Source organism: Streptomyces dangxiongensis (assembly GCF_003675325.1).
Classification (GTDB): domain Bacteria; phylum Actinomycetota; class Actinomycetes; order Streptomycetales; family Streptomycetaceae; genus Streptomyces; species Streptomyces dangxiongensis.
Genome location: NZ_CP033073.1, coordinates 5,551,570 through 5,576,066, shown reverse-complemented (window position 1 = coordinate 5,576,066; position 24,497 = coordinate 5,551,570). Strand labels below are relative to the sequence as shown.

18 protein-coding genes, 1 other RNA gene and 1 pseudogene are annotated in these 24,497 nt (G+C 70.4%); 10 read left to right on the top strand and 10 right to left on the bottom strand.

Features of this window, described 5'->3' with window-relative positions; translation table 11 throughout:
* Positions 1–480: 480 nt before the first annotated feature.
* The gene (locus D9753_RS25090) at positions 481–1,221 is read left to right on the top strand and encodes a helix-turn-helix domain-containing protein (RefSeq protein ID WP_121789047.1); all 741 of its coding nucleotides are present in this window, start codon (positions 481–483) and stop codon (positions 1,219–1,221) included.
* Positions 1,222–1,536: 315 nt separating this feature from the next.
* On the opposite strand, the gene D9753_RS25085 is transcribed toward D9753_RS25090, so the two are convergent.
* Together D9753_RS25085 and D9753_RS36685 are read right to left on the bottom strand one after the other, a co-directional pair.
* Positions 1,537–2,856 (bottom strand): NAD(P)/FAD-dependent oxidoreductase, encoded by a 1,320-nt coding sequence (locus tag D9753_RS25085; RefSeq protein ID WP_121789046.1) that lies wholly within the window; start codon positions 2,854–2,856, stop codon positions 1,537–1,539.
* A gap of 159 nt (positions 2,857–3,015) precedes the next feature.
* On the bottom strand, positions 3,016–4,302 hold the full coding sequence (locus D9753_RS36685; RefSeq protein WP_163010783.1) for an MAB_1171c family putative transporter: 1,287 nt from the start codon (positions 4,300–4,302) through the stop codon (positions 3,016–3,018).
* Between the two features lie 2,306 nt (positions 4,303–6,608).
* Between D9753_RS36685 and D9753_RS25080 the strand changes: the two genes are divergently transcribed.
* A complete protein-coding gene (locus tag D9753_RS25080; protein ID WP_163010782.1) occupies positions 6,609–7,199 on the top strand; it encodes a cobalamin-dependent protein in 591 nt (196 codons plus the stop codon).
* Positions 7,200–7,448: 249 nt separating this feature from the next.
* On the opposite strand, the gene rnpB is transcribed toward D9753_RS25080, so the two are convergent.
* The 3 genes and pseudogenes from rnpB to D9753_RS25060 all read right to left on the bottom strand — a co-directional run bounded on the left by rnpB (position 7,449) and on the right by D9753_RS25060 (position 9,715).
* An RNA gene (rnpB, locus tag D9753_RS25075) (RNase P RNA component class A) lies at positions 7,449–7,852 on the bottom strand.
* Positions 7,853–7,919: 67 nt separating this feature from the next.
* Positions 7,920–8,684 (bottom strand): annotated as a pseudogene (locus tag D9753_RS39420) (DMT family transporter); the annotation flags it as partial.
* A 59-nt stretch (positions 8,685–8,743) separates the two neighbouring features.
* The gene (locus tag D9753_RS25060; protein ID WP_121789043.1) at positions 8,744–9,715 is read right to left on the bottom strand and encodes an AraC family transcriptional regulator; all 972 of its coding nucleotides are present in this window, start codon (positions 9,713–9,715) and stop codon (positions 8,744–8,746) included.
* A 335-nt stretch (positions 9,716–10,050) separates the two neighbouring features.
* On the opposite strand from D9753_RS25060, the gene yaaA reads away from it, so the two are divergent.
* Together yaaA and eda are read left to right on the top strand one after the other, a co-directional pair.
* The gene (yaaA, locus tag D9753_RS25055; protein ID WP_121789042.1) at positions 10,051–10,833 is read left to right on the top strand and encodes a peroxide stress protein YaaA; all 783 of its coding nucleotides are present in this window, start codon (positions 10,051–10,053) and stop codon (positions 10,831–10,833) included.
* A 63-nt stretch (positions 10,834–10,896) separates the two neighbouring features.
* Positions 10,897–11,601, top strand: coding sequence for a bifunctional 4-hydroxy-2-oxoglutarate aldolase/2-dehydro-3-deoxy-phosphogluconate aldolase (gene eda, locus D9753_RS25050; protein WP_121789041.1), 705 nt, complete (start codon positions 10,897–10,899; stop codon positions 11,599–11,601).
* Here eda and D9753_RS25045 read toward each other — a convergent pair.
* Genes D9753_RS25045 through D9753_RS25035 form a run of 3 tightly spaced genes read right to left on the bottom strand, consistent with a single transcriptional unit; the run spans position 11,573 to position 14,676 of the window.
* Positions 11,573–13,063: a bifunctional RNase H/acid phosphatase gene (locus D9753_RS25045; protein WP_121789040.1), complete on the bottom strand. Its 1,491-nt coding sequence runs from the start codon at positions 13,061–13,063 to the stop codon at positions 11,573–11,575. The genes eda and D9753_RS25045 overlap by 29 nt on opposite strands.
* 16 nt (positions 13,064–13,079) lie before the next feature.
* Positions 13,080–13,823: a zinc ribbon domain-containing protein gene (locus D9753_RS25040; protein ID WP_121791273.1), complete on the bottom strand. Its 744-nt coding sequence runs from the start codon at positions 13,821–13,823 to the stop codon at positions 13,080–13,082.
* 13 nt (positions 13,824–13,836) lie between these two features.
* Complete coding sequence (locus D9753_RS25035) at positions 13,837–14,676, bottom strand: Nif3-like dinuclear metal center hexameric protein (RefSeq protein ID WP_121789039.1); 840 nt, start codon at positions 14,674–14,676, stop codon at positions 13,837–13,839.
* Positions 14,677–14,864: 188 nt separating this feature from the next.
* Here D9753_RS25035 and D9753_RS25030 point away from each other — a divergent pair, with 188 nt between their 5' ends.
* Together D9753_RS25030 and D9753_RS36680 are read left to right on the top strand one after the other, a co-directional pair.
* On the top strand, positions 14,865–16,250 hold the full coding sequence (locus D9753_RS25030) for a hypothetical protein (RefSeq protein WP_121789038.1): 1,386 nt from the start codon (positions 14,865–14,867) through the stop codon (positions 16,248–16,250).
* Between the two features lie 96 nt (positions 16,251–16,346).
* On the top strand, positions 16,347–16,508 hold the full coding sequence (locus D9753_RS36680; protein ID WP_163010781.1) for a hypothetical protein: 162 nt from the start codon (positions 16,347–16,349) through the stop codon (positions 16,506–16,508).
* 104 nt (positions 16,509–16,612) lie between these two features.
* Here the strand turns inward: D9753_RS36680 and D9753_RS25025 are convergent, their stop codons facing one another.
* Positions 16,613–17,485: a MaoC/PaaZ C-terminal domain-containing protein gene (locus tag D9753_RS25025; protein ID WP_121789037.1), complete on the bottom strand. Its 873-nt coding sequence runs from the start codon at positions 17,483–17,485 to the stop codon at positions 16,613–16,615.
* Between the two features lie 189 nt (positions 17,486–17,674).
* Between D9753_RS25025 and D9753_RS25020 the strand changes: the two genes are divergently transcribed.
* Entirely contained in the window at positions 17,675–19,015 is a 1,341-nt protein-coding gene (locus tag D9753_RS25020) for a sensor histidine kinase (protein WP_121789036.1), read from the top strand.
* Here the strand turns inward: D9753_RS25020 and D9753_RS25015 are convergent.
* Positions 18,981–20,564 carry an alpha-L-arabinofuranosidase B gene (locus D9753_RS25015; RefSeq protein ID WP_121789035.1) on the bottom strand — a complete coding sequence of 528 codons (1,584 nt, stop codon included), beginning with the start codon at positions 20,562–20,564 and terminating at the stop codon, positions 18,981–18,983. The two genes, D9753_RS25020 and D9753_RS25015, sit on opposite strands and share 35 nt — an antisense overlap.
* Positions 20,565–20,929: 365 nt before the next feature.
* Between D9753_RS25015 and D9753_RS25010 the strand changes: the two genes are divergently transcribed.
* The 3 genes from D9753_RS25010 to D9753_RS25000 all read left to right on the top strand — a co-directional run bounded on the left by D9753_RS25010 (position 20,930) and on the right by D9753_RS25000 (position 24,465).
* A complete protein-coding gene (locus D9753_RS25010; protein WP_121789034.1) occupies positions 20,930–22,672 on the top strand; it encodes an MFS transporter in 1,743 nt (580 codons plus the stop codon).
* A gap of 184 nt (positions 22,673–22,856) precedes the next feature.
* Positions 22,857–23,507, top strand: coding sequence for a class I SAM-dependent methyltransferase (locus tag D9753_RS25005; RefSeq protein WP_121789033.1), 651 nt, complete (start codon positions 22,857–22,859; stop codon positions 23,505–23,507).
* A gap of 22 nt (positions 23,508–23,529) precedes the next feature.
* Positions 23,530–24,465 carry an N-acetylmuramoyl-L-alanine amidase gene (locus D9753_RS25000; protein WP_205614251.1) on the top strand — a complete coding sequence of 312 codons (936 nt, stop codon included), beginning with the start codon at positions 23,530–23,532 and terminating at the stop codon, positions 24,463–24,465.
* Positions 24,466–24,497: the final 32 nt, after the last annotated feature.

Below are 24,497 nucleotides of genomic sequence, written 5' to 3'. Positions count from 1 at the left end.
GCCAGGCACGTGTCGGACTGTGCTGTGTCCCTCATTGCGCGCTGCGATCCTTCTAGGCCGAGCGCAACCTTGTCAACAATAGTTGATTCCATGGCGGCGGACCGCTCAGTATTCGCCACGATTGTGGAGACCGATGGCGCGACCGGCGCTCATCGAACCGGGAACAGAAATCCGCAGGGCAGTGGGTACGACCGCCTCGCGGCAGGCATCGCGGTGCACGGGCACGCCGTCTCGCCTGTCCGGCACCGCCCCCTCACCAGAGGTCGACCGGACACCCCCATCTCGGTTGCGCAACCCGACCCACTGTCAACTATTGTGGAATTCAATGACCGTCCGATGTCACGTCTGCGGCTGTCAACGCGCCAACCGCCACAATTGTGTCCAGGGCACGTGACGAAAGGTGCCTATGCCAGCTAACCTCAACGGGGCCGCCTGCACGCGGCCCGATCGATCGCCTACGAACCAGGGGAAGGCGTAGCTATGCATGCCGCCGCTGATGCGTCGCAGGCAGACGATCTCGCAGTGATCCTCACAGCCATCAATGAGCTGCTTTCCGTACTCGGCATGGGGCGCGACGCCATCGACCTGGATGATGTCTTCTATCAAACCGGCATACCTGTTGATCGGATCCATGCGGTTCTCAACGGCGAGGAGGCAGAGCCCGAGGATCTGCAAGAAGTCTTCAAGCAGCGACTTGTCTTCCTGCGTGAAACGCGTCTGAAGCCAGGGGGCAAGCGGTACACACTCGACGAGATCGCAGCGGGTGCTGGCATCTCGCACGGACAGGTCGGATATCTACTCAGCGGCGACCGCAAGCCTGGATTTACGGTGCTGGCCGGTCTCGAGAGGTTCTTTGATGTCCCTCCGGGCTTCTTCACTGCCACGGAGCGCCAGGCGCTGCACAGATCTCTCAAGCCCGTGCACGAGTCGCTGACGCATGTCGCGCTCCTCAAAGGCAAGGGCATCTCCCAACTGGCTCTGCGCAGCAGCATTGCCCATGGCACCTCGTCGAGCCGGCTCGGCCAGGAACTGCGCACGGCTCTCGAGACGGCACTGAGCCAGCCCGAGCCAGAGCCGGAGGACCCGGAAGTCCGCGAGCTTGCTGACAAGATGCTCTCGCTGCCGGCGAAGAGCCGACGTCGGGTCATTCCGCTGATCAAGGACTTGCTCGGCCTCATGCGACCGGAGGGCGAGTCGCCCACTGACAGCCCTGCTCAATAGATCCCGGACGTCTAGTGAGGCCGCCGGGCGGGAGGGCCAGCGGCGAGTTCCTGACAGCGGCTCGTCAGTACGCGGGTGGCCCTCAGAAGAGTGCGTGGCTTGGCGAGGGCGCGAGGATGCTTGCGCATGTTCACCACGGCCATGAACTCCTCGCCGACAGAATGCTGTCACTGCCCTTGAAGAGACGTCGTCGGATCACGCCGCTGATCCGAGACTTGCTCGGACTTGTGCGGTCCGATGGCGACGCGTCCACTGACGGCGCTTCCCAGCAGGTCACCCGAGACCTTCCTGAGCGCGTGGGCGAGAGCCGGGCTCTCAGCGCCTTGACAGGACACGGGCGCTGCGCAGCAGAAGCCGCGGCCTGGTGAGGGCGCGCGGATGCTTGCGCATGTTCACCACGGCCATGAACTCCTTGTTCACCGTGGGGTCGATGATGGATGCTTCCACGACTCTGTCGCTGGCCCAACGGATCAGCCGGTAGCCGGGAGGGTAAGGGCCCGACACGTGGGGCTGGGCAAGATCTGCGGTTGCCGACACATTCCACGCTGCATCCACAACGGCGCCGAGCCGTCGAAAGTAGTCCCACGCCGGTTCCCGGGGTGAGGCTCCCGAGCGCAAGTGAGCCGACAAGGAGGAGGCTGCCAGCGTTGCCAGAGTGAGGCCTTGGCCATAGGCAGGGTTCACAGAGGCGACAGCATCACCGGCCACAATGAGTCCTCCCGGAAAGCGCTTGAGACGGGTGAATCTCCGCCGCTGACTCTCACGGAAGTAGAACGTCCGAATGTCTCCATCCAGCTTGCACTGGTCAGCAACCTCACGAATCGGGGCGACGCACCGCCGCATGCGCTCTAGAAACGCCTCAGGGTCCCGCCCGGGGCGGTAGTCGTTGTATCCGACCATCACCACCGACCATCGGTTTCCTTCAACCGCCACCAGGGCCCCGGGTTCGCTGAGGTGCTGCCGATAGCCGCTGGCTGGACCAGGGGAGGCATGCGCGATCACCGTACCGGGGAGCTCGTTCCCACGGTGAAACTCAGCGGTGGCGTAACCGAGATCGACCCTCATTCGATCCATCGGCGCACTATCCCACCCGTTCCTCAGCAGCCAGGATCCAAGCCGGCTGGATCGGCCCATGGCATCGACAACCAGGTCGCCATCCAGTTCCGCGAGTTTGTCAGAGGTCATCGTGTCGCAGGCGGACGTGAAGCGGATCCCGCACACTTTGGCTCCATCAAAGATCAAGTCGCGGGCTTGAGCTCTCACCAAGCTGATGTTGGGTACGGCCAGAACGCGCCGACGCACGTGCTCCTCAAGGAACAGTCGTGTGGCACCAAGCATCGTGTTGGATGGCACGCAGGGCTTGAGGACTCCATCAACGTAGTAGCTGACCTCTGCTCCTACCCCCAGTCGGGCACCGCCGGCCAGGAGGTCCTCGGTCAGGCCGGGTAGCCAGCGGTCCAGTTGCGCGTGCCCCATGGACAAGAGCGCATGCAGTTGATGTCTGTGGGGCGCGCCATGGGACGAGCCGTTCGCACCATCGGGTTCAAGAACGACCACTTCACTCGCGTGATCGGCTAACACACGCGCCGCGAGTAGTCCGGCGAAGCTCCCGCCCATCACGATTGCGCGTCGCACTCAACCCCCTGGAGTGAGCCTCGTTGGTCGAGCTCACCTGCCGCCTTCTGCCTTCTGTCTTCTGCCTTCAAGCGATGTGGCGAACTCTAACGTCGGTGAACGCCTATGACACAGCTCATGGCCAGAAACCGCACCGCAGAGCTCAGTCCTATGCGAGGTCTAACCGTTGGCTCCCGCGCCTGCTTGGGGCAGGCCAGCACCGTTGGCCTCTCTCAGAGCAGCACTGACGAGGGGATGCGAGAGCGCTTTGGACACCCGAAGTAGACGGTCACGCTCGTTCGCTGCAGGCGTGTCGTCGCCTGGCAAGCGCACTACCGGCTCCGCATGGAGCTGAGATCGGCTTGTACGGCCAAGATGCCCTTGTTTTTGCCTGGCGGATTGGAGTCTTCTGACTGCATCGTGAAGTGACGCGGCGGTGACAGCGGCGTCCAGGTCCTGCTGCGCCAGGGGCGCCCAAGTGCTGCCCTGGGCGATGTGCTGATCGTGTAGGAGGTGGACAGCGCTCATGGGAGTAGGGGACATCCAAGGCCGCAGAACGCGGATGCCGTCGAGGATCTCGATTACCCTCCGATGTAGCTGAAATGTGACATTCACGGTGAGGTGGCGACTCTGGGCCGCTCTAACGCTGAAGGCAAGATTCTGATCGACGGTGGAAACAACCAGATCCCACAGGGGCTGAAGGAATTTGTAGTCTCGTCGCTCACGCCACCATGCGCTCGTGGCTGCCCCTGCGAGCCCGTAAAAGATGGCGACGGTGCCGATGGCGCCGCATGTGGACCCGAAAACACCGAGAGTGTCGAGGCTGTGATTTCCCAGAGCGGCTAGAGCTATGGCAGGAGCCGAACAGACCACGTAGCCGAAGATCGCGAGCATCGCAAGGGAAAAAGCGCGTACCGAGTGCTGAATTTGCGGGTCCGTCAGCTCCATTCGACGGCATTGCCTCCACGTGTTCAGTGTTCCGCTGGTGAGCATGACCAGAAAAACCAGCAGAAAGAGGAAAATCATGGGATTGTCAGCATAAGTTGTGTTGAAGCGCAGCGGGTCTACGGCGCCTGAAGGGTCGGCAAACAAGAAGAAGGTAGTCATGAGACTCGCGCCGAACGCATAGGTCAGGGTCCATGCAATCACCCGCCGCAGGCTGGACGTCGCCTTTCGCGCCTGGGGGTCCCAAAGGAGTGTGAGGATATGGGCATGCGCGAAACAGATCAGGATACCGACGTATACCGGCAAGGTGGCGAAGCTCGGCTGATGTGTCATCTCTCCTATAGCCCGGTAGCCAGCAGGTGACGCCATGGCGTAGTCAACCGCGCCACATGTCTGCATCGAGACAATGAGAGCCAATGTGGGTGTCGCATCGCGGAAGAGCGCCAGGGATTTCCAGGCAGCCATTACTAAGCCTACGACAGCCAGAAAAAGGTAGACGACGTTGGAAAGGCTCTCAGACACCAGTCCTCCGGTGCGCCAATGCTGATGTTACATACTCTGTGGCACGTTGGTTCCGCCGTAGTTCAAGGTGCCTTCCAAGCATGACGGTGGCGAAAGTCTCTGCGCGCCGTTCGTGATTTCGTCGATAGTTGGTCCGGCTCAGAACTTTCAGAATTGGTTGAGGTTTGAGCCCGGGGAGCAGTTGACGCACTAGATCGGGTGGCATGGGCGCTTGCCCACCGTCGTCCGGAGGATGCTCTTCCCATAGATGAAAGAGTTCGTGAAGACTGGCGTGGAGGCGGGTGAGTTCACTGGCGTTGGAATCCACTACGATGTAGTCGCGGTCCCGGCCGCGAGCGCACAGACCGGAAACCTCAGGCGGTAGTGGTGCTTCTGTCAGAGTGATAGGCCTGCCGCGCTTCAATGCAACTATGTCAACTAGATCTTGGAGGCTCCGAACACCTGAAAGGCCGATATCCCGGCGAATGAGTCGTGCAGTCGCCCACGTGGCGGCAAGAATAGCTACGTGCTCGCGGACCGAGGACCACATTGATCCGGGCAGAAAGCGCTTAGCATAGTCCCCTTGCGTTTCTGGATACCGTGATCGCTCTGTCGCGGGCGCTAGCTTGTTGCTTCGGATCTCAGTCATGACTCACCGAGGACCCATCCCCGTGCGATGCCAACTAGTTGAAATTGGTCTTACCTGGGCGGACTCACGAAGTCTTTGCGGCATCCTGCGCTCCCCCTCCCCCGGGTACGCACCCAGGCGCCACCCAGAGCTGCCACGGCGTGCAAGATGAACGTCGTCGTTTGCCGGGTCCGCTAGCTGGCTAACAAGGCATTCTTGGTCGAACGGTGATCCTACCCGCAAGGGAAGTGTGTGTGCGACTTGTTGGCATGTGCCTTGGCTGCCCCAGGGGGACGGAACAACGCTGAGCGTCAGCAGCCCATGCGCGCTTCGTACTCCACGTGACCCTCGGCTATTGCTGCACCCAGACTGTCGGATCCCTACCAAATCGTGGCGGTTTAACCGAGGAATATGGTTCCAGGTGGTGAAAGGCAGGGGCATGCTATCCGTCAGGCTGCAACCTCCAACGGACTGAGTGGGGCCAGCTACTGCTACGGCCACCAGCATCAAGTAGGGCATTTTCGACAAACTCCAACTGGACCCTCGGCGGTACCTTGCCCGCGGCCGCTCCAGCGAGTTGCTCGGCCGGCACATCACCAGCACGACCCTGCGCATAAGACACACGACCGCTGACCACTGCATGCTGAGGCCGTCCCAGAACACCGATCTTGCATCGTCGCTGCTCTGACCTTCCAGCCGCGCCACTTCAGTTCCTTCCGAGCCTCCCGGAGTGCTGGCATCGCCTGGGTCGGCGAGCCCCCCTTCAACGCCCATTCGCTGCTCACGATGACCACGCCCGGCACAATGGGCGGGGTGTCGGCCAGGTTGTCGAGCAGGTGATCAAGCCCGCGGTAGCGGCTGCTGTAGCGGACTGTGTGTAGCCGTCCAACTGCGTGGCCGTGGCGGCCGGATCTACAACGGGGTACGGCTGCCCCTTCCAGAGACGCTCGAACCAGCGGCCGATCCCAATGGCCCCGGCCGCCGTTCCGGCCAGGGCCAGCCCTACGGTCGACATGATGAGGATCTTCCGGCTCCGGCCGAAGCGAAGGTTTCTCTGCGCCATGCACAGCACCGTGTGTACGAGTCGGGGTCGAGGCGCGACTGGAGCTCGGACAGGCAGAGCGCGAACTGCCTCGTACTCTCGGCAAGAGTGCGTTCGTCCATGGGGACATGGTCGCCGAGCCGGCGGCCGTGGGTGAGGTGTTCGTCGATTTTGGGATAAGCCGACATCTGGGACCGGCTACGCCAGCGGATGACTCTTCAGCACTTTCAGTAGTACGAACGCCCGTAGCGCCCCAGGGCGACGGTCTGGAGCCTACGGCCTGGGGCGATGTACCTGGTGGCGGTTGGGTACGGGCCCTCATGCCCGCCCCGCAGCGCCCACTGCAGGAACTTCTCACCCCTGAGTTCACCGATTCGCTGCGCCGACTGCTCAGACTGTCTCGGACCACTCGGCATGAACCTGATCGTGGACATCAATCTCCCGCAGCAGCCCAGCCCGAGCCAGCGGGAGCAGGACGGGCGGGAGATCGACGGGATCGCGAGAGTCAGCGGAATGGGGCCGTAGCGACAGATGGCCACCGCGGTTGGCGAGGGATGTCCACTGCGCGCATGCATGGTCCGGGACGTCACTCACGCAGCTGCATCGGCGCCACCTGGGGCGGCATTGCCGGCTCAGCAGACGGTCTCTGCCGAGACGATGCCGCAGGCGATCGCCGGCCTGGCCACGTACGCCACCACGAAGATGGACCTGAGGCACCCGGTGTGGCTGTTCAAGTATCCCGAGGCGCTGGCGGCCGCGCTGGAGCAGGACGGCCCGCCGGACGTGATCGGGTTCTCCCACTACATCTGGAACAGCCAGCTCTCGCTCGCGTTCGCCGAGCTGGTCAAACGGCGCTTCCCGCACACCACGGTCGTCTTCGGCGGCCCTCACTATCCGCTCCATCTCCCGGACCAGACCGACTTCTGGCACCAGCGCCTGGCCGGAAAGGTGGACTTCTACGTCGAAGGGGAGGGCGAGCCGGCGTTCGCGGACCTGCTGCTCACCTTCAACGACTTCGACCGGAAAGAAGTACGCGGCACCATCTCCGGAGCACACAACCTCCACGACGACGGCATCCTCTACACGCGGCCGCCCCGCCTGCGGATCCACAACCTGTCCAGCGTGCCCTCTCCCTACCTGGCCGGTCTCATGGACGAGTTCTTCGACGGCATGCACCCCCGGCTCACCGCAGCCCGTGCCGAATGGGCGGCGCGGACCGACACAACCACCAACGCCGAGGCCGCGTAATACCGCCGGGCCAAGACCGCCCTCACGCCGGCGGTGGCTCCAGCTCCGTGCTCCGACGGCTAGCGCGAACGCCCAGCTCAGAGGCCTCGACCACCCCCTTCACTCCAGGGACTTCTCAGGGACTTTCAGCGCTGTCCGAGGGACTTCCGAGGAACTTTCCGCCGCGTAACGCGGCAAGCCCCCGAAAGACCGGAAAGGGCCTCCGTCCCAGATCAGAGGCCCTTTCCAAGGCAAAGCCGCAGGTGGCGGCAGACGAGTCGGGCTGTACGCCGGGTTCTGTTCCCCGGTCGCCTCGCGGCGGCCGGGGCGACGGCCATCCATCTAGGGCCGGCGTTGCCGCCGGCCTCGTGCGGTCTACCCGCGGACTCGGGCGGGCAGCCCTCGATCGTCCGCGCAGAGCGCTTTTCACGGCGCTCCTCTTGACCTTGCTCCGGGTGGGGTTTACCTAGCTGCCCAGGTCACCCTGGGCACTGGTGGTCTCTTACACCACCGTTTCACCCTTACCGAGGACCGAGGTCCCCGGCGGTCTGCTTTCTGTGGCACTGTCCCGCGGGTCACCCCGGGTGGCCGTTAGCCACCACCCTGCCCTGTGGAGCCCGGACGTTCCTCGGGGAGCCCCCTGAGGGATTCCACGCGGCCGTCCGCCCGGCTCGTCTGCCGTGTCGACCATGGTACCGGGCGTGTGCCGCGCCGCGGACCGGCGGCCGTCGCCAGGACCGAGCCGGCCAGGATGAGCGCGAAGGCGGCCAGTACGGGCAGGGTCAGCGGCTCGTCCAGGAAGAGCGCGCCCGCCGCCACCGCCACCGCCGGGTTGACGTAGGTGATCACGGTCGCCCGTGTCGGGCCGGCCTCCCCGATCAGCTCCAGGAACGCCACGAACGCCACCGCCGTGCAGATCACGCCCAGGCCGGCCAGCGCGGCCAGGACCGTCGCGGACGGGACGGCGGACGGGCGGGTGAGCGCGGCCACGGGGGCGTAGACCAGCGCGGCCAGGGTCAGGCAGGCGGCGGTGAGGTGGAGGGACGGGACCTCCCTGAGGCGGCGCGCGGCGATGAGGGGGGCCGTGGCGTAGCCCAGGACGGTCAGCAGGACCTCCACCAGCGAGCGCGCGTCCCCGCCGGTGAGGTGCGGCAGGGTGAGGACCGTCACGCCGGCGAGGCCCAGCGTCAGGCCGGCCACCCGGCGGACGCCGAGGTGTTCGGTGTCCCCCAGCAGCCGCGCCACGATCACGCCCACGATCGGTACGCCCGCGATCAGCAGGCCGGCCGTCGAGCTGGACAGGTGCCGTTCGGCGTCGGTGAGGGTGAACCAGGGGACGATGATCTCCAGCACCGCGAAGGCCAGCAGGGGCCGCCAGTGGGCCCGTACGGTCGCGGGCAGGCCGCCCTGGCGCAGGGCGAACGGGAGCAGCAGGGCCGCGCCGAGCGCGCAGCGCGTGAACACCACCACCGGCGGGGACACCTCGTCCACCGCCACCTTGATCATCAGATAGGGGATGCCCCAGACCACTCCCATCAGGGAGAACAGGAACCAGCCGCGTGCAGTCATGCGGCCCAGTCTCGGCCGGTGCGCCCCGGGGTGTCTTGAACGCTGTTGCGGTAGACCGCCGGGGTCACCCCGAGCACCCGGCGGAACCAGCGGGTCAGGTGCGCCTGGTCGGCGAAGCCGACGAGGGCGGCGACCTCGGCCGGGCGCAGGCCGGTGTCGAACAGGGTGCGGGCGCGGGCGACCCGGTGCTGGGCGAGCCAGGCGTACGGGGGGATGCCCATGGTCGTACGGAAGGCGCGCAGGAGCTGGTAGCGGGACAGGCCGAGGTCGGTGGCGAGGAGGGCGAGGGACGGCGGGTCGGCGAGCTCACCGGCGAGGCGGTCACGGACCGTGCGGGCTATCGCGGCGGCGCCGGGGACGCGGTCGGGCACCGGGCGGGCTGTCGAGTGGCGCCGGGCCAGGGCGGTCAGCAGCCAGGGCAGCCGGGACTCGGCCTCCAGGGGGTCGGGGCAGGCGCTGAGCTGCGTGTGGGCGGTGCCCAGGGCCCTGACCAGCGCGGGGTCGTCGATGAGGGGCTCGCGGAAGTGCGCCGGGCCGCCGAGGGTGCCGTCGGCCAGCAGGGACGGCTCGGCGTACAGGGCGAGGTAGGCGTAGCCGTCGGTGGGGTTGCCGGGACCGCCGGTGTGCACCTCGCCGGGTTCGAGGACGATGATCGTGCCCGGGCCGGTGCGGACGTGGCCGCCCCGGTAGTCGATGACCTCGGAGCCGCCGACACAGACGCCGATCGTGTACTCGTCGTGGGCGTGCGGGGCGTACACGTGCCGCCGGAAGCTCGCGGTCAGCAGGTCGAGCGGGGGCCCGCAACGCCCCAGCCGGGCCCGCGTCCACCGCGCCTGCTCGCCGAGCGCCCGCTTGCCGAGCCCTTGCCCCCCGGACGCCTGCTCCCCGACTTCCGGGTTCCCCGCTCCCTGCTTCCCGGCACCCTGCTCATCCCCGAGCCCTCGCTGCACCCGGTTCCGCTCCCCCATCGGACTCCCCCTTGTCGTGCCGTCCGCCACGGGTGCAACGTCGACGGGCCCCGCTTCCATGCCGCGGGTCGCGCGTCCGCGGGTCGCGCGACCGCTTGCCGCGTGCGGCCTGGCCGTGCCGGTCCGGACCGGCACGGCCAGGAAGGTGGGGAGGTGGCGGGAAGCCGGGGAGGCGGGGCGCCGGGCAGGTGGGGGGTCGTGGCGGGAAGCCGGGGAGGCGGGGCGCCGGGCAGGTGGGGGGTCGGAGCGTGGGGCCGGGAGCCGTCGACGCCGGGGCGAGGACGTGCCCGCGGTACGCCGTACCCTGGCGCGGAGGTCTACGTGAGGAGTACGTGTTGCTGGTCCTGCTGCCCCCCTCGGAAGGCAAGGCGAGCGCGGGTGAGGGCGCCCCGCTGGAGCTGGAGTCGCTGTCCCTGCCGGGGCTGGCCGGCGCGCGGGAGGCCGTGCTCGCCGAACTGGTCGAGCTGTGCGCCGCCGACGAGGAGAAGGCCCGCGAGATCCTCGGGCTGAGCGAGGGACTGCGCGGCGAGGTCGCGAAGAACGCCGGGCTGCGTGCGGCCGGCGCCCGCCCCGCCGGGGAGATCTACACCGGCGTGCTCTACGACGCCCTCGGCCTGGCCACGCTGGACAAGGCGGCGAAGCGGCGCGCGGCGGACTCGCTGCTGGTGTTCTCGGGACTGTGGGGTGCCGTGCGGGTGACCGACCGCATCCCCTCCTACCGCTGCGCGATGGGCGTGAAGCTGCCGGGACTGGGTCCGCTGGCCGCGCACTGGCGGGCGCCGATGGCCGAGGTGCTGCCCGCCGCGGCTGCCGAGGGCCTGGTGCTCGACCTGCGGTCCGCCGCCTACGCGGCCGCCTGGAAGCCGAAGGGTGGGGTCGCCGAGCGGACGGCGACGGTACGGGTGCTGCACGCGCCGACCCGGAAGGTCGTCAGCCACTTCAACAAGGCGACGAAGGGGCGGATCGTCCGCGGCCTGCTGACCGCCGGGGCGGTGCCCGCGAGCCCCGCCGAGCTGGTGGAAGCATTGCGGGGGCTGGGGTACGCCGTGGAGGCGGAGGCCACCGGGAAGGCGGGCCGGGCGTGGTCGCTGGACGTACTGGTGGACGACGTCCACTGACCTTCCGTTGCGTCGTACGCAACGCTCATTGCGTGTGACGCAGTCGCTGGGCACGATGAGGGCATGACCTCGCCGCTGCCCTCCTTCCCGGCTGCCTCCGTGCTCGACCTGGCGCCCGTCGTGCCCGTGGTGGTGCTCGACGACGCCGCCGACGCCGTGCCGCTCGCGCGGGCGCTGGTGGCGGGCGGGCTGCCCGCGATCGAGGTGACCCTGCGGACACCGGCCGCGCCGGCCGCGATCCGGGCGATCGCCGAGGAGGTCCCGGAGGCCGTGGTCGGGGCGGGCACCGTGATCACGCCGGAACAGGTCGCGGTGTGCACGGCGGCCGGGGCGCGGTTCCTGGTCAGTCCCGGGTGGACGGAGGCACTGCTGGGGGCGATGCGCGGCTCCGGCGTGCCGTTCCTGCCCGGGGTGTCGACCACCTCGGAGGTCGTCGCGCTGCTGGAGCGCGGAGTGCGCGAGATGAAGTTCTTCCCGGCGCAGGCCGCGGGTGGAACGGCGTATCTGAGGTCCCTGGCCGGGCCGTTGCCGCAGGCGCGCTTCTGCCCGACCGGCGGGATCGGCCCGCGGAACGCCCCGGACTATCTGGCGCTGCCCAACGTCGGCTGCGTGGGCGGCGGCTGGATGGTCCCGGCGGAGGCGGTGACCGCCGGTGACTGGGGCCGGATCGAGGAACTGGCGCGGGCGGCGGCCGGGTTGGGGTCCGCCGCCGACGGTGACCTATGGGCCGGAGGTGGGCTCAGGGCCGGAGGTGGGACGTGTCGTTGAAGAGCCGGACGCTCGCGTTGCCGTCCGCGTAGTACGCCACCGCCGACAGGGAGGCGGCCGAAAGCTCCATGCGGAAAAGGGACTTGGCCGGGGCGCCCAGGGCGAGACGGATCAGGGTCTTGATCGGGGTGACGTGCGTGACCAGCAGCACCGTACGGCCCGCGTGGGCGGCGACCAGCTCGTCCCGGGCGGCGGCGATCCTGATGGCCGTATCGGCGAAGCTCTCGCCGCCGCCGGTGGGGTGGGCCTCCGGGTCGGCGAGCCAGGCGTTCAGGTCGTCCGGGTAGCGGTCCCGTACCTCACCGAAGGTCAGGCCCTCCCAGGCGCCGAAGTCCGTCTCCCGCAAGCCCTCTTCGAGCGTGACGTCCAGACCCAGCCGGGCGGCCACGATGGCGGCGGTCTCCCGGGTACGGGCGAGGGGCGAGGCGACGACGGCCTGGACCGTCCCGCGCCTGGCCAGCGCCTCCGCGACGCGCCGGGCCTGCTCACGGCCGGCACCGGAAAGGGAGGGATCCGTGCCGCCGCTCCCGGAGAAGCGCTTCTGCGGGGTGAGCGGTGTCTCGCCGTGGCGGAGCAGTACGAAGGTGGCGGGGGCCCCGAGATCGGGCGCCGCGCTCCAGCCGGGAGCGGACACGCGCCGCTCGGCGTCACCGGGAGCGGAGGAGCGTTGCTCGACGTCACCGGGAACGGAGGAACGCCGCTCGGCGGAGGGTGCCGTCTGCCGTGGGGCGGGCGTCCCCCCGTCGGCGCGGCTCTCCACCGCCGCGTCGGCGGCGGCAGGGAGCGCCGCGTCGGCGTCGGGAGCCGCGGCGGCCGGGAGCACCGCATCGGCGGCGGGCGCCGCATCCGCAGAGGTCGCCTCGTCGGAGTCGCCCACCGGAACGGCCGAAGCGCCGCGAGTGGCGGGAGTGGCCGAAGCGCCCTGTGCGGCCGGAGCAACCGAGGCAGCCGAGGCAGCCGAGGCAGCCGCGGGAATCGAAGTCGCCGTATCGGCGCCCTCGGTCTTCGTGTCCGCTGGGGCCGGCGGCTGGGGCGGCGGTGACCACTGTTCGCCCCTCGCCCCCGCGTCCATCGCCTCGTTGGCCAGCCGGTCCGCGTGCTTGTTCTGCTCGCGGGGGATCCACTCGTACGTGACCTGGTCCGGCGGGAAGACGGACCGGGCCGCCGCGGCCAGGGGCTTCATCGCGGGGTGTTTGATCTTCCAGCGGCCCGACATCTGCTCGACCACCAGCTTGGAGTCCATGCGGACGTGGACCGGCGCGGACGGGTCGAGGGCGTGGGCGGCACGGAGACCGGCCAGGAGACCGCGGTACTCGGCGACGTTGTTCGTGGCGACGCCGATGTACTCCGCCGCCTCGGCCAGGGTCTGGCCCGTCGCCGCGTCGCACACCACGGCACCGTAGCCCGCGGGTCCCGGGTTGCCCCGTGACCCGCCGTCGGCCTCGACGATGAACTCCCGCACCCGTCCGGCCCCTCGTCTACAGGCCCGACTCGGCCGTGCGCACCAGGATGCGGCGGCAGTTCTCGCAGCGCACCACCGTGTCCGGCGCCGCCGAGCGGATGTCGCTCAGCTCGGTGATCGCCAGCTCCTGCCGGCAGCCCTGGCAGGTGCGGGCGTACAGCTTGGCCGCGCCGATCCCGCCCTGCTGCGCGCGCAGCTTGTCGTAGAGCTTGAGCAGGTCCGCGGGGACGGAGGCCGCGACGACCTCGCGCTCCTTGGTGACCGAGGCGACCTCGCCGTCGATCTGCTCGAAGGCCGCGTTCCGGCGGCCGGTGGCGTCGTCGATCTTCGACTGGACGGACGCCACCCGCTCGGTCAGCTCGCCGACCCGCTCCTGCGCGGACTCGCGGCGCTCCATGACCTCGAGGACCACGTCCTCCAGGTCGCCCTGCCGCTTGGCGAGGGAGACGATCTCGTGCTGGAGGTTGGAGAGGTCCTTGGGCGAGGCGACCGCGCCGGAGTCCAGGCGCTGCTGGTCGCGGGTGGCGCGCCGGCGCACCTGGTCCACGTCCTGCTCCGCCTTGGTCTGCTCGCGGGCGCAGTCGCTCTCCTCGGTCTGCGCGGCCACGAGCAGGTCGCGTAGCTGGGTGAGGTCCTTGGTCAGCGAATCGATCTCGGCGTGCTCGGGCAGCGACTTCCGCTTGTGCGCGAGCTGCTGGAGACGGACGTCGAGGTCCTGGACGTCGAGGAGTCGGATCTGGTCGGCGGGCGCGGCGTTCAGTTGGGGGCTCCTGTTAGCTAGAGGGGGTGGTGGACGCCGCGTGGGCGGTCCAGGGGTCGGTGACCGTCCTGGAGACGTGGACGCGCAGGTCCCAGCCGTGGCGGTCGGAGATTTCGTCGAGCTGGGTGGCGGCCAGCTCGCACCAGGGCCACTCGGTGGCCCAGTGCGCCGCGTCGAGCAGCGCGAGGGGGCTGTGGGCCACCGCCTCGGAGGCCGGGTGGTGGCGCAGGTCGGCGGTGAGGAAGGCGTCGACGCCGGCCGTGCGGACCTGGTCGAAGAGGCTGTCGCCGGAGCCGCCGCTGACGGCGACCGTACGGACGACGGCCTCCGGGTCGCCGGCCACCCGGATGCCCTGCGCGGTGGCGGGCAGCCGTTCGGCGGCGCGGACGGCGAGTTCGCGCACGGTGAGCGGGTGGTCCAGTTCGCAGACGCGGCCGAGGCCCCGGCGGCCGTGCGGGTCGGTGGGGTCGGGCACGAGGGGTCGTACGACCCGGAGGTCCAGCGCGCCGGCGAGGGCGTCGGAGACACCCGGGTCGGCGGTGTCGGCGTTGGTGTGTGCGACGTGCAGCGCGATGTCGTTCTTGATGAGCGTGTGCACGGCCCGGCCCTTGAAGTGCGAGGCCGCGACCGTCGTCGTACCGCGCAGATAGAGCGGGTGGTGGGTGACCAGCAGGTCGGCGCCGAGCTTCACCGCCTCGTCGACGATCTCCTGGACCGGGTCGACGGCGAACAGGACCCGGGTGACCTCCTGGCCGGGGTCGCCCACGACGGTGCCGACCGCGTCCCAGGACTCGGCCCGCTCGGCGGGCCACAGGTTCTCCAGCGCGGCGATGACTTCAGACAGACGGGGCACGAGGGACAGGCTACCTGGCTGTTCTGCGGGCCTGTACCGCATCCGCCCGCTCCGGTCCCGGTCAGCACAGCCGCCCCGGTTATCTCAGAGGAATCGCTTCTGCCCCACCCGTATGTGTGAAGCGTGAGCCGCCGCATCCCCCGCCCGTGCGTACGAAAACTAGCTTCGTCGCAGGAGGTGACCGAACGATGACGGCCTGTGCGATCGAACCCCCGCCCACGGACGGGGCCGACGGTGCGCCGGGGGCGGGGTGTGCGATCACGGCGGACGGCGCGTACGCCGCCCGGCTCGCGCCGGCCGGTGACTCCTGGTTCCCGGAGCGCTGGACCCTGGACGGCCCGGAGCCGTACGCGGTGCCGCTGCCCGGCGACCAGCCGGAGGAGCCCGGCACCGAGGTGCAGCCCCTGGGCGACGGCCGGGTACTGATCCACCGGCTGGTGGAGCGGCGCCACGCGTTCTCGCTGCTGTATCCGACCGGGCCCGGCACCGGCGAACTGCCGCTGGGCACGGTGGAGTGCCCCGGACCCGGCCCCGGACTCACCCTGCTGCCGCCGGCGCCGGGGGGCACGCGCGCGTACGCCCTCGCCGTCGGGCCGCGTTCCAGCGCGGTGTGGCTGGTGGCGGGCGGGGCGTCCGGCCCGGAGCGGCTCGCCGAGGTACCGGGGCGCTGCTCGGGCGGGGTCTGGCTGGACCGCACCGGGCGGCTGCTGGCACTGGACCGGGGACTGGACGGGTGCACCAAGACGGTCGTGGTGGACCTGGAGCGCGGTGGCGCCGTCTCGCCGCTCCTTCAGATCACGGAGGACAGCGACGACCGGCTGCTGCTCGCCGACCCCGACAGCGGGTTGCTGCTGATCTCCTCGGACGCCCCCTCCCCGGGGCGGCGGCGACTGGGCTGGGGGGTGCTCGGCAGCACCCTGCCGGTGCGCTTCCCCGAGTCCCTGCGGGTGCCGGAGTGCCGGGTGACGCCGTTCGCGATCCAGCCGGGGCAGGTGCTGACGCCGGAGAACTGCGGGGTGGGGCTGCGGATCGACGGGACGTTCGGCACGTGGGTGGGCACCTGGCGGCCGTCCGAACGGCGCGTACGTCATCTTCCCGCGCCGCACGGCTGGCTGGCGGGGGCGGGGCTGTGGACACCGGAGGGCGTGCTGCGACTGCCGTACGCCACGCGGGACACCCCGTGCGGCGTGGCGGAGCTGACGGCCCCCAGGGGCGAGGCGGCGGACGCGTGCGCCGTCGGCGGGACGGAGCCCCCTGGGGGAACGGGAGCAATGGAGGTGGAGGGGGCAGGGGCCCTGGAGGGGACGGGGGGCCGGGGAGGAACCGGCGGGACGAGCGGGGCGGGCGAGACCGGCGGGACCGGATGGACAGTCGGGACAGGCGCGATCGGCAGGGCAGTCGAGACCCTCGGGATGGGAGATGCATTGGGGACCGGAGATGCATTCGGGGCAGCCGAGGTGCCCGGGGCCCTCGGAGCGTCCCCGGGCGGGGCGGAACCGGGCCCCGCGGAGCCCGTGGTGGCCCGTCCCGTGCCGCTCCAACAGGCGCCTCTGGGCCGTCTTGTAACGAACTAGTGCCGGTCGGCGTGTGCGCCTGGATTCGGCCCGTGGGGTGCCGGTTAGACTCGCCCGGCTGTAGGAAAGATCATGTTGACGGGGTGAATTCTTCCGATGAGCGACACCAGGACGCGGCAGCCGTCTGCCGACTCCAAGGAGAGCGCCGGCCACGGCCGGCACCGGGGCCCGATCGCGGCCCAGGAGAGCGAGACGACTCCGACTCCGCGCGGCCGGCACCGCAAGCCGGTCCAGGAGACGGTCGAGGCGGCTTTCTGACCGCAGGGGGCAGCAGGACCGGAGGGGCGCTCGTAGGGCGAGCGCCCCTCTGCCGTGTGCCGGCGCCGGCACCCACTCCTCCGGCCGCGTCGAGGTCTCCGGCGTCAGAGGTGCTGGACGACGGTGCCGGTGAGCACCGTGGTGTTCCGCTCGGCGGCGTCCACGGTGACCCGCACCCGGTCCTCCCCGCGCCACATGCGGACGCGCAGGGTCTCCCCCGGGTACACCACGCCGGTGAACCGGGCGTCGTAGCCGCGTACTTCGGTCACGTCACCGCCGAGCAGCGTGTCCACGACCGCCTTGAGCGTGATGCCGTAGCTGCACAGCCCGTGCAGGACCGGCCGGTCGAAACCGGCGCGCCCGGCGAACTCCGGGTCGGCGTGCAGGGGGTTCAGGTCACCGGAGAGGCGGTAGAGGAGTGCCTGGTCGGGGCGGACGGGGCGCTCGACGGTCCGGTCGGGGGCGCCGGCGGGCGGGTCAGGGCGGGAGGCGGGGCCGCGGTCGCCGCCCCAGCCGCCCTCGCCGCGCACGAAGACCCGGGCGTCATCGGTCCACAACGGGCCCTCGGCGTCCGTGACTTCGGTGCGCATGACGAGGACGGCGGCCTCGCCCTTGTCGTACACGGCTGCGATGCGGCTCGTGGCGGTGGCCGTGCCCGAGGCGGGGACCGGCCGGTGCAGCGTCAGGTCCTGGCCGCCGTGCAGGACCCTGGCGAGGTCGACGTCGACACCGGGCATGGACAGTGCGCGGATGACGCCGGGTGAGCCGGCGCCGGCGACGGTGGCGAAGCTCGGCAGGACGTGCAGCCGGGACTCCAGGGTGTAGCGCAGCTCGGCCGGGTCGATGGCGGGGTCGTCCCGGTCGGGGTGGGCGCCGGCCCCGATGCCGAGGTGGTAGAGCTGGACGTCCCTGGGGGTCCAGGAGATCCCGGCGGAACGGGGTGCGGCGGCGAGGGCCAGGGCTGCGTCGACGGGCATGCGGCTCCAGACGGTGAGGCTGATGCTGACACGGCGTCAGCACTGGTGGGCTCCGCCCGTGACATTCGTACCGCCCGGAACCGTACGCACGCATCTGCCCGCGGTCCCGTCCGGCTCCTTACCGTTGGTCCATACGCTGTGCGTCCTACCGCCGCACGGCGGGGACCACTCGACCGGGGGACGACAGAGATGACACGGTGGCGCGCACCGCGCTGCGGGACAGCGGCCTGGCAGGCCGAACGGCGCCGGTGGCGGGCGGAACAGCGTCGGTGGCGGGCGGAGCGCGAGGATTTCAGGGCCGCGCCACGGGCCGGCCGGAAGAACGGCGGTGCGCGGGGCGCCGAGCAACCGGGCCCGCCGCCCACCGGCTTCACGCTGCTGCCCTGGCTGCTGGTAGGCATGGGGGCCATCTCCAACGTGCTCCAGGGCAGGACCGCGCATCCGTGGATCGGCGGTCTGGGGCTGCTGGTCTTCAACTCCCTTTACGTGTACGTCACTTTCCGCGCCTTCGGCCGGCGCACGCGCGAGGCGGTGTCCACCCGGGTGGCGCTCGGCCTGATGGGCCTGCTCACCACCGGCCTGGCCCTCGGGTACGGCGGTGACTGGCTGGTGTTCTTCCCGCTGCTGGGCCTCGCCGCGGGCGCCTGCCTGCGCGGTCCGCTGCTGGGGCGCGCGGGGACGCTGCTCGCGCTGTACGCGGGTGCCATCGCCTATCTGCGTGGCGGCTGGGACGAGGCGACGAGCATCGGGTACGCCACCTTCATCTCCAGCATGGTGACCGCCGCGATCCTCGGCCTGTCGGAGGCCGTGCGGGAGTTGCGGGCCGCCCGCGAGGAACTGGCCCGGCAGGCCGTGGAGAAGGAGCGGCTGCGGTTCTCCCGCGATCTGCACGACCTGCTCGGGCACACCCTGTCGGTGATCGTGGTGAAGTCCGAGGCGGCCCGGCGACTGGCCCCGCGGGATCTCGACGCGGCGCTGACGCAGGTCGCGGACATCGAGTCGGTGGGCCGGCAGGCGCTCACCGAGATCCGCGAGGCGGTGACCGGCTACCGCGAGGGCAGTCTGGCCACCGAGCTGACCCGGGCCCGGTCGGCGCTGTCCGCGGCGAGCGTGGAGCCGGTGGTCCACCGGTCCGGGACGCCGCTCGACCCGCAGACGGAGGCGCTGCTGGGCTGGGTGGTGCGCGAGGCGGTCACCAACGTCGTCCGGCACAGCCACGCGACCCGCTGCGAGATCACCGTGGAGAGCACCCCCGAGCGGGCCCGGCTGACGGTCACGGACAACGGCACCGGCACCAGTACGAGCCCGGAGGCCGATGCCGGCGAGGGGGCCGGACGGTCCCGGGGGTGCGTCGGCGGTACGGGGCTGAAGGGGCTGACCGAACGCCTCGCGATGGCGGCCGGCTCCCTCACGGCCGGTCCGGCACCGCGCGGCGGCTTCTCGGTCACCGCCGAAATCCCCGTATCCGCCGACGCGTTGCTGCCGGCGGCGGCGGTTACGGCGCCCAGGGGGAGCCGGTCACCCAGCTAACGTCCGCGGCCCAGGAGGTGCTGCTGTCGAAGTCGTTGGACCCGCCGTTGCTCGCTATGTACAGCGTGTGGTTGTAGTGGCGCAGGTAGCGCGTCGGATAGTTGTACGAGGCGAACGAGGTGCCGGTGCCGCTCTTGCCGGTCTGCGGGCAGAAGGTGGCGTCGGCCCGGAACTGGGCGGTGCCGTCCATGGGCTGCCGGTGGAGCCGGTAGTCGAAGTGGCGCAGGAAGTCACCGGGGTAGTTGCGCGACTCGAAGGAGACGCAGGAGGCGTTGGCGAGCCCGCGGCGCACGATCCAGGTGGCGTCGCCCTTGTCGACGGCCGGGCTGCTCGACGTCACCGTGGAGGTGACGGCCGCGTCGTTCTGGTGGCGGACGTACTCGGTGGTGCAGCAGGCGGTCGTGGCGCGCAGCGAGATCTCCGAGCCGGGGTTCAGTGTGCCGGTGCTGCCGGTCGGGCCGCCGTAGCCGACGGAGACGATGTCGGCCTGGACGGCGGCGTCGGCGGCGTCGGTCGGGATGCCGGAGGTCATGACGCCCTCGAAGAACGACCCGATGGAGCCGTTGCTGTTGTCGCCTCCGGTGCCGAGGACGATCGCGCCCTCCTGGTGCATCGGCGAGTAGCCGCTCGCGGTCGGCTCACCGCCGGAATAGGTGGTCGTCAGTCCGCCGGACCGGGCGTTCGCGTATTTCAGCGCGAAGTGGTTCTGCCCGTTGTTCTTGAGCAGCGCGGTCACGAACGGCAGCGGTCCGGTCCCGGTGTTGGCCGTGTTCCTGCTGTATCCGGCGTCGGACTGGAACAGGCCGTTCTCCAGGTCGGCCTGCACCCACGGCCCCTGGCCGTAGCAGGGTGAGAACCAGCACTCGGTGCCGAAGTTGAGGGCGTCCATGTGACCGTTGCCGGTGTCCAGGTTGTTGGTCTCGGCGTTGCCGTAGTCGAAGCAGCAGCGGTTGTTGACGTGGGTGCCGGAGGTCACCATGTACATCCCCTCGGCCTGCCCGTTCACGGCGACGCCCGAGGTGGAGTTGTCCCGGTAGCCCATGCCGGCGGAGATCTCCAGGCCGTAGACCTGGTGGCCGCCGGCGGTCACCGGCAGGGCGTCCGCGGGCGCCCCCACATCGGCGGCGCCGGCGCCGCCCGCGCCCTCGACCGTGAGGTCGTTGTGGCGCGGGGACTGGTCGTAGATCTCGGTGATGATGCACGTCGTGCCGGAACAGAAGGAGTCCTGCGCGGCGGCGTCGGCGTAGCCGCCGGCGGACAGCAGGCCGATCCTCGTGGTCGCCCCGTCCGAGGCCCGCCGCACCTGGTAGAGCGGGCCGTTGTACGACCCGTACAGCGCCCGGGCCAGGCTGTGCGCGGCGACGCACGGGGTGCCCGCGGCGCCGTAGATGTCACAGGGCAGCGAAGCGGCGGCGGCCGCCGGGGGCGCGCCGGTGCCGAGGAGCAGGGCGGCGAGGCCGGCGAAGACGGTGAGGACGGACAGGAGCGCGGTTCTGACGCGCCGGGGAGTGCGAGGGGTTCGTGAGACTCGGGGGGTTCGGGGAAGCACGGTGTACCTCGTATTCGTCGGAGGCAGTGCGGGTCGCCCTCTTGTCCGATATTCCGAACATTGTTCGGTCGGTGTACCGGACGTGCCCCGCTGGAGGTGACCGGGGGTTGTCGCGAAGGCAGGGGCGATTGTTTGCGTACGGTCAAGAACCGTCAACCCCCGCCGCACGGGAGAAGGGAGATTCTTTAACCGGAACCCGCCCCCGGCCCACGCCCGCTCAGGCCGGCAGCCCACCCCGGACCGTGACGGCGCGTCAGAATCCCATGGATCGGTCAAGAATTCATTAGAGGCCCGAAGCAACGGAATAGTTGCCCGTGCATACGAGGTTTTACGCAGCACTTATGACACGCGGAAGGCCTCACCCCATGCCAGACACGACGACCGACCAGCCCACCCGGAGAGCGAGCGGGGCCGTGGTCCCCGTGCTCGCCTTCGCGGGCATCGTGGTCGCGGTGATGCAGACCCTGCTCGTGCCGGTCATCAAGGATCTGCCGGAGCTGCTGGACACCGCCCCCACCGACGCCACCTGGGTGCTCACCTCGACGCTCCTGTCAGGCGCCGTCGCCACCCCGATCATGGGCCGGCTCGGCGACCTGTACGGCAAGCGGCGCATGCTGGTGTTCAGCCTCTCCGTGATGGTGGTCGGCGCCCTGGTCAGCGCGCTCACCAGCGACCTGATCACCATGATCGTCGGCCGCACCCTCCAGGGCTTCGCCATGGGCGCGATACCGCTCGGCATCGGCCTGATGCGCGACATGCTGCCGCGCGAGAAGCTCGGCTCGGCCATGGCGCTCATGAGTTCCTCCATCGGCGTCGGCGGTGGCCTCGCCCTGCCCGCCGCGGCCCTGGTCGCACAGCACTCCGACTGGCACGCCCTGTTCTACGGCGCCGCCGGGCTCGGCGTGCTCGCCATCGCCCTCACCCTGGTCGTCGTCCCCGAGTCCCCCATGCGCGCCCGCGGCACGTTCGACGTGCTCGGTGCGGCAGGCCTGTCCGTCGGCCTGGTCCTCCTGCTGCTCCCGATCACCAAGGGCAGCGACTGGGGCTGGTCCTCCGGCACGACGCTCGGCCTGTTCGCCGCGGCCGTCGCCGTCCTCCTGCTGTGGGGCGTGTACGAGCTGCGCATCCAGGCACCCCTGGTCGACCTGCGCACCACCGCCCGCCGCGAGGTACTGCTCACCAACCTCGCCTCGATCATGGTCGGCGTCAGCTTCTACGTCGTCTCGCTGGTCCTGCCCCAACTGCTCCAGCTACCCGCCGCGACCGGCTACGGTCTCGGCCGGTCCATGGTCGTCGCGGGCCTGTGCGTGGCCCCGCTGGGCCTGACGATGATGTTCACGGCACCGGTCTACGCCCGCCTGTCCGCCCGCTACGGCCCCAAGGTCACCCTCATCCTCGGCATGCTGATCATCGCCGTCGGCTACGGCGGCGGCCTCGGCCTGATGGACGCGGCCTGGCAGACGGTCATCACCTCCGTGGTCCTCGGCGCGGGCATCGGCCTCGCCTACTCCTCGCTGCCCGCGCTGATCGTCGGCGCGGTCCCCGCCTCGGAGACCGGCGCGGCCAACGGCCTCAACACCCTCATGCGGTCCATCGGTACGTCGGTCTCCAGCGCCGTCATCGGCATGGTGCTGGCCAACACGGCGAACAACGTGGGCGGCGTCGCCGTCCCGACCATGCACGGCTTCCGGGTCTCGTTCCTGATCGCCACGGCCGCCGTCGCGGTGGGGCTGCTGCTCGCCCTCTGCCTGCCGAAGGCCTCTCGGCCGGCCCAGCACACCCGGCTGCGCGCGAGCAGCGAGGAGGACACGAACCTGGAGCACGCCGAGGATGTGCTGCGGGGCTTCAGGGGACGGGTGCTGGACGCCGGCGGCACGCCGGTGGCCCGGGCCACGGTCACCCTGATCGACCGCCGCGGCCGGCAGGCCGGGGCCACGGTCTCCGCGGAGGACGGCTCGTACACCCTCGCGGTGCCTTCGCAGGGCGCGTACGTACTCGCCGCGAAGGCCTCCGGCCATGGGCCGCTGGCGTCGTCGGCGACCCATTCCGGTGAGGAGCGGGCCGTCGACCTGGACCTTGCGTTGCCGGGGGCTTCGGTCAGCGCGTAGCGCTCCGCTGGGGGGCGGGTGCTCCACCGGGGGGCGTGCTGATGTCGTTCGGCGGCTGCGGCCGGGATGTGGCCGGGCGCGCCGTTCCTCGCGGACCTTCGGGAGTTGTCCCCACCCCCTGTCGAGTCGGTGGGTGGGGTGGGGGAGCATGGGGGTGGATCGTTGCGTCAGTGAGAGGTTGAGCATGGCCGCTGTGCCCCGTCCCGAGATTCTGGCCGCGTTCGAGGGGGCCAAGGGGTTCATGCCCGTGGACGAGGGGCTGGCGCTGTACGCGGCGGCGGTGGAGGCGGGGCGGCTGGGGCTGCCGCTGCTGGAGGTCGGCACGTACTGCGGGCGCTCCACCGTTCTGCTGGCCGACGCGGCCCGCGCGGCCGGCGTCGGTGCGCTGACCGTCGACCACCACCGGGGCAGTGAGGAGCAGCAGCCCGGCTGGGACTATCACGACCCGGAGACGGTGGACCCCGAGGTCGGCCTGATGGACACGCTCCCCGCCTTCCGGCGCACGCTGTTCCGGGCGGGCCTGGAGAAGCACGTGATCGCCCTTGTCGGCCGCTCCCCGCAGATCGCGCGGATCTGGAACTCCCCGCTCGGGCTGGTCTTCGTCGACGGCGGCCACACCGACGAGCACGCCACGGCCGACTACGAGGGCTGGGCGCCGCACGTGGCCGAGGGCGGGCTGCTCGTCATCCACGACGTCTTCCCGGACCCCGAGGACGAGTTCACCGGCCAGGCGCCGTACCGGGTGTATCTGCGGGCGCTGGGATCGGGGGCGTTCACGGAGGTGTCGGTGACCGGCTCGCTCCGGGTCCTGCGGCGAACGGGCGCGGGAACCTGAGCCCCCGGTTAGAGTCGCAGACGTGTCGTACGCAGGCCCGGACCTCGATCCCCCGCAGCCCCGCCGGCCCCGGCGCGGCCCACTGACCGTGGCGCTCGCCGCACTGGTGCCCGGTGCGCTGCTCGGCTGGGTGGTGTACGAGGCGGTGGGCGGCGGCGGTCCGGGCGGCCACTCCGGTACGGCCTCCCCCGCGTCGGCCCCGCGCCGCTCCGCGGTGTCCTCCTCCCCGTCGGCCCTGACCGCCCCGCCCGGCACCGGCGGCACACCGGACGGCGCCGCCCCGCTCAAGGGGAAGGTCGTCGTCATCGACCCGGGACACAACCCGGGCAACTTCCGGCACACGGCCGAGATCGGCCGCGCGGTGGACATCGGCACCCATCGCAAGGAGTGCGACACCACCGGCACGTCCACTGACGACGGTTATGCGGAGGCCCGGTTCACCCTGGACCTGGCGCACCGGCTGCGGGTGCTGCTGGAACGGCAGGGCGCCACCGTGAAGCTGACGCACGATCAGGACCGTCCGGCCTGGGGGCCGTGCGTGGACGAGCGGGCCCGGATCGGGAACACCGCGCGCGCGGACGCGGCCGTCTCCCTGCACGCCGACGGCTCCGCACCCGGGAACCGGGGCTTCCACGTCATCCTGCCCGGGTCCGTGCACGCGGGTGCGGCCGACACCCGTGCCATCGTCGGCCCCTCCCACGACCTGGGGACGCGCATCGCGGGCGGTTTCCTGCGGGCGACGGGCGAGCCGCCGTCCAACTACCTCGGTGAAGGCACCGGTCTGGTCACGCGGACGGACCTGGGCGGTCTCAATCTGTCAACGGTTCCCAAGGTGTTCCTCGAGTGCGGCAACATGCGCGATAGCAAGGACGCGGCACTGCTGACCAGCGGCGCCTGGCGGCAGAAGGCGGCGCGGGGGATCTCCGAGGGAATCGTGGGGTTCCTGCGTCAGTCGTGACCGGCGGGCGGATCCGGCCGTACGGCCGGATC